The organism is Blastococcus sp. SYSU DS1024 (genome assembly GCF_054050795.1).
In genome coordinates this window covers 1-3724 of sequence record NZ_JBJHAA010000044.1, presented here as the reverse complement: position 1 = coordinate 3724, position 3724 = coordinate 1, and the positions used below count along the sequence as shown (strand labels likewise).

The following is a 3724-nucleotide window of genomic DNA, read 5'->3' as shown; positions in this document are numbered from 1 at the left end:
TGGGACGCCCCGCGGGGGTGGGGCGCCCCCCCCCCCGGCGCGGGGGGGCGCCGCGCCCCCCCCCCCCCCGCGCGCCCCCCCCCCCGACCGGACCAGGGCCTGCGCCACCCGGTCCAGCGGCGCGGACTCCAGCCGCCACTGCTGCCAGTGGAGCTCCACGTCGACGGCGCCGGCCGGGTCGAACGACCGGACGGCTCGGCCCCCGCCCGTTCCCGTCGCCTCGAGCTGCAGCTCCGGCAGCATGCCCCAGCCGAAGCCCAGGGCCACCGCGGTGAGGAAGTCCGCCGACGAGGGCACGAGGTGGACCGGCACGTCCGCCGTCGTCGGCAGGTGGCGGCGGAGGTAGGCGTGCTGCAGGTCGTCGTCCCGGTCGAAGACGACCACCGGGGCCCGGGCCAGGGCCGCGGGGTCGGGCCCGTCCGGGAGCCAGCGGTCGAGGAAGCCCGGCGCCGCGCACTGCAGGTAGCGCATGGCGCCCAGCGGGGTCACGCGGCAGCCGGCCACCGGCTCGGCGTCGGAGGTGACCGCCCCCATCACGGTGCCGTCGCGCAGCAGCGCGCTGGTGCGGGTCTGGTCGGTGCTGTGCAGGTGCAGGCGGAGCTCCCCGGAAAGCGGGGCCAGAGCCGGCAGCGCCCAGGTGGCGAGCGAGTCGGCGTTCAGCGCGAGTGGGACGACCGGCGCCCCGGCCCCGGCCCCGGCCGGGTCGAGGTTCCGGCCGGTGTCGGCGACGAGCAGGCCGATCTGGCGGGCCAGGCGCAGCACCGGCTCGCCGGCGGCGGTCACCGTCGCAGGCCGCCCGCGCCGCACCAGCACCCGGCCGGTGGCCTCCTCGAGCGCGCGCAACCGCTGGGACACCGCCGACGGCGTCACGTGCAGCCGCCGCGCCGCCGCCTCCAGGGTGCCCTCGTCGACCACCGCGACGAGGGTGCGCAGCTGCGCCAGGTCCACGTCCACGGACAGCGATGCTAATGGTGCGTGAGGAACATGAGCTGGACTGCACAGGCGGCCCTGCCTAGCGTGGCTGCACGTGACGACAGGACTGCTGGCCGCGGTGGCCGGGCTGGGCCTCGGCCTCTCGCTGATCGTGGCCATCGGGGCGCAGAACGCGTTCGTGCTCCGGCAGGGGCTGCGGGTCGAGCACGTGCCGGTGGTCGTCGCGGTGTGCGCGGTCTCCGACGCGGTGCTCATCCTCGTCGGGGTCGCGGGGAACTCCTGGCTCAGCGCCCGCCTCCCCGACGCGATCACGGTCGTCCGGCTGGCCGGCGCCGCCTTCCTGCTGGGTTACGCCGTGCTGGCGGCCCGCCGCGCGCTGCGCCCGTCGTCGATCGCCGTCGACACCGGCGGCCGGCGGACCGGTCTGGCCGCCACGGTCGCGACCTGCCTGGCGCTGACCTGGCTGAACCCGCACGTGTACCTGGACACGGTGCTGCTGCTGGGCTCGGTGGCCGAGAGCCACGGGTCGCGCCGGTGGTGGTTCGCCGGGGGCGCCGTCGTCGGCAGCCTCGTCTGGTTCAGCGCGCTCGGGTACGGCGCGCGGCTGCTCCGCCCGCTCTTCGCCCGGCCGGCCGCCTGGCGGGTGCTGGACGCCGGCATCGCCGTCGTGATGGCCGCCCTCGGCCTCGGGCTGCTGTCCACGGCGCTCTGACCCCGCCGCGACGCGGTCAGAGCCCGACGAGCTCCTCCAGCGCGCCGACCTCCTGGCGGGACAGCTTCCGGATCGAACCGCTGCGCATGCGCTGCAGCTGCACCGGCCCGACGGCGGTGCGGGTCAGCCGCGACACCGGGAGCCCGACGGCGGCGAGCAGCCGACGGACGATGTGCTTGCGCCCCTCGTGCAGCACCACCTCGACCACGGACTGGCCCGCGTGGGTGTCGACGACCCGGAACGAGTCGACCTGCACCGGCCCGTCCTCCAGGTCGACCCCGGCGCGCAGCCGGCGGTGCAGGTCCCGCGGCACCGAGCCCGAGACCTGCGCCAGGTAGGTCTTGCGCACGCCGTAGGAGGGGTGGGCGAGCCGGTGGGCCAGCTCGCCGTCGTTGGTGACCAGCAGCAGGCCCTCGGTGTCCTGGTCCAGCCGACCGACGTGCACCAGCCCGGGAGCGAGGTCGCCCACCATGTCCCCGACGGTCGGGCGGTTGCGGTCGTCGCTCATCGCGGTGATGACCCCGGCGGGCTTGTTGATCGCGTAGGTGACGCGGTCGTCGCGGATCTCCAGGCGGGCGCCGTCCACGGCGATCTTGTCCTGGAGCGGGTCCACCCGCATGCCCTGCACGCGCACCTGCGCGCCGTTCACGCTGATCCGGCCGGCGTCGATCATCTCCTCGACGACCCGGCGCGACGCGACGCCGGCCCGGGCCAGCACCTTCTGCAGCCGTTCCCCCTGCCGCTCGCCCGGCTCGTCGGGCGCCGGCCGGTCACCGGGGTGCGCGGGGGCCAGCTCCATGTCCTCCGACCAGCCCTCGCCGGCCGCGGTGGTGCTCTCGTCGTTCGGGGTCGGCGTGTTCATCGCGACCAGTCTCCCACCCACCGGGCCGCGCACTCCTCCCCCTTCGGGTGACCCCGCGGTGACGATCCCGGTCCGGCTCACCGGATGCACGAGGATGGCGCCGTGCAGCGCACCCGGACGACCGGTCTGTGGCTCGCGGCGGTCGCCGCGGCCCTGTGGGGTCTCTTCGTCCTCGCCCTCGTCACCGGCGACCCGGCCGACGGCGCCAACATCGGCGCGGGGCTCGCCGCGCTGCTCGCCCTCGGGCTGTCGACGGCGTCGCTGGTCCTGCTGCTGGTCTCGCTGCGCTCCCCCCTCCCGGCCGCCGGCCCGAGGGGTCGCGACGCCCGCGTCGGCGCGCCTCTCGCCGTGGTCTCCCTCGTGCTCTTCGTCGTGTTCTGGGCGACCAGCGGCAGCGTCTCGGACCGCGTGGCGGGCAGCGTGCTGCCCGCCGTGCTCGGCGCGGGCATCGCCACGTTCCTGGCGGCGGCGGTCTGCTTCCTCCCGCCGCGCCGCGGCTGACCCGCCGGGCCACCCGGCGGGGCGTCGCTCAGGCGTCGGGGTGCTCGTCCAGGAGCGTGGCGGTCTCGGGCAGCAGCGGCGCGAGCTCGGGCAGCTCGGCGAGGCTGGCGAGCCCCAGCCGCTCCAGGAACAGCGGCGTCGTCGCGTAGAGCCCGCCCCCGCTGTCGGGATCGCTGCCCACCTCGTGCACCAGGCCGCGCCCGATCAGGGTCCGCATCACGCCGTCGACGCCGACCCCGCGGATCGCCGACACCCGGGCCCGGGTGACCGGCTGCCGGTAGGCGATCACCGCGAGGGTCTCCAGGGCGGCCTGGGTGAGCCGGCTGCGCTGCCCCTCGCCGAGGTACCGCTCGACGACGGCGGCGTGCTCCTCGCGGGTGTAGAGCCGCCAGCCCTCCCCCACCCTGCGCAGGGTGATGCCGGCCGACCGCTCGTCGTAGCCCGCCGCCAGCTCCGCCAGCCCCTGGCGGACCTGCTCGGCCGGGCAGCGCAGCGCCGCGGCCAGGGTCTCCTCGTCGACGGGGTCGTCGACGACGAACAGCAGGGCCTCCAGCCCGCCGCGCAGCTCGACCGGGTCCAGCACCACCGGCTCCGGGGGGGGGGGGGGGGGGGGGGGGGGGGGGGGGGGGGGGGGGGGGGGGGGGGGGGGGGGGGGGGGGGGGGGGGGGGGGGGGGGGGCCGGGGGGGGGGGAACGCCCCGCGGGCGCGCCCACGGG

At 77.4% G+C, this 3724-nt stretch carries 5 protein-coding genes; 2 read left to right on the top strand and 3 right to left on the bottom strand.

The window, feature by feature from the left end; translation table 11 throughout:
- On the bottom strand, positions 1 to 954 hold a 954-nt coding region (locus ACI79S_RS20705), incomplete at its 3' end, for a LysR family transcriptional regulator ArgP (protein WP_456595325.1).
- 73 nt (positions 955 to 1027) lie between these two features.
- Between ACI79S_RS20705 and ACI79S_RS20700 the strand changes: the two genes are divergently transcribed.
- Positions 1028 to 1645 (top strand): LysE/ArgO family amino acid transporter, encoded by a 618-nt coding sequence (locus ACI79S_RS20700; RefSeq protein ID WP_456595324.1) that lies wholly within the window; start codon positions 1028 to 1030, stop codon positions 1643 to 1645.
- Between the two features lie 16 nt (positions 1646 to 1661).
- On the opposite strand, the gene ACI79S_RS20695 is transcribed toward ACI79S_RS20700, so the two are convergent.
- Entirely contained in the window at positions 1662 to 2507 is an 846-nt protein-coding gene (locus ACI79S_RS20695; RefSeq protein WP_456595323.1) for a pseudouridine synthase, read from the bottom strand.
- A 102-nt stretch (positions 2508 to 2609) separates the two neighbouring features.
- On the opposite strand from ACI79S_RS20695, the gene ACI79S_RS20690 reads away from it, so the two are divergent.
- A complete protein-coding gene (locus ACI79S_RS20690) occupies positions 2610 to 3008 on the top strand; it encodes a hypothetical protein (RefSeq protein ID WP_456595322.1) in 399 nt (132 codons plus the stop codon).
- A gap of 28 nt (positions 3009 to 3036) precedes the next feature.
- Here the strand turns inward: ACI79S_RS20690 and scpB are convergent, their stop codons facing one another.
- A complete protein-coding gene (scpB, locus tag ACI79S_RS20685) occupies positions 3037 to 3591 on the bottom strand; it encodes an SMC-Scp complex subunit ScpB (protein ID WP_456595321.1) in 555 nt (184 codons plus the stop codon).
- Positions 3592 to 3724: the final 133 nt, after the last annotated feature.

Bases quoted from the DNA above. Each gene is read 5' to 3' on its own strand.
- ACI79S_RS20695 (WP_456595323.1), bottom strand. From the start codon at position 2,507: ATGAACACGCCGACCCCGAACGACGAGAGCACCACCGCGGCCGGCGAG.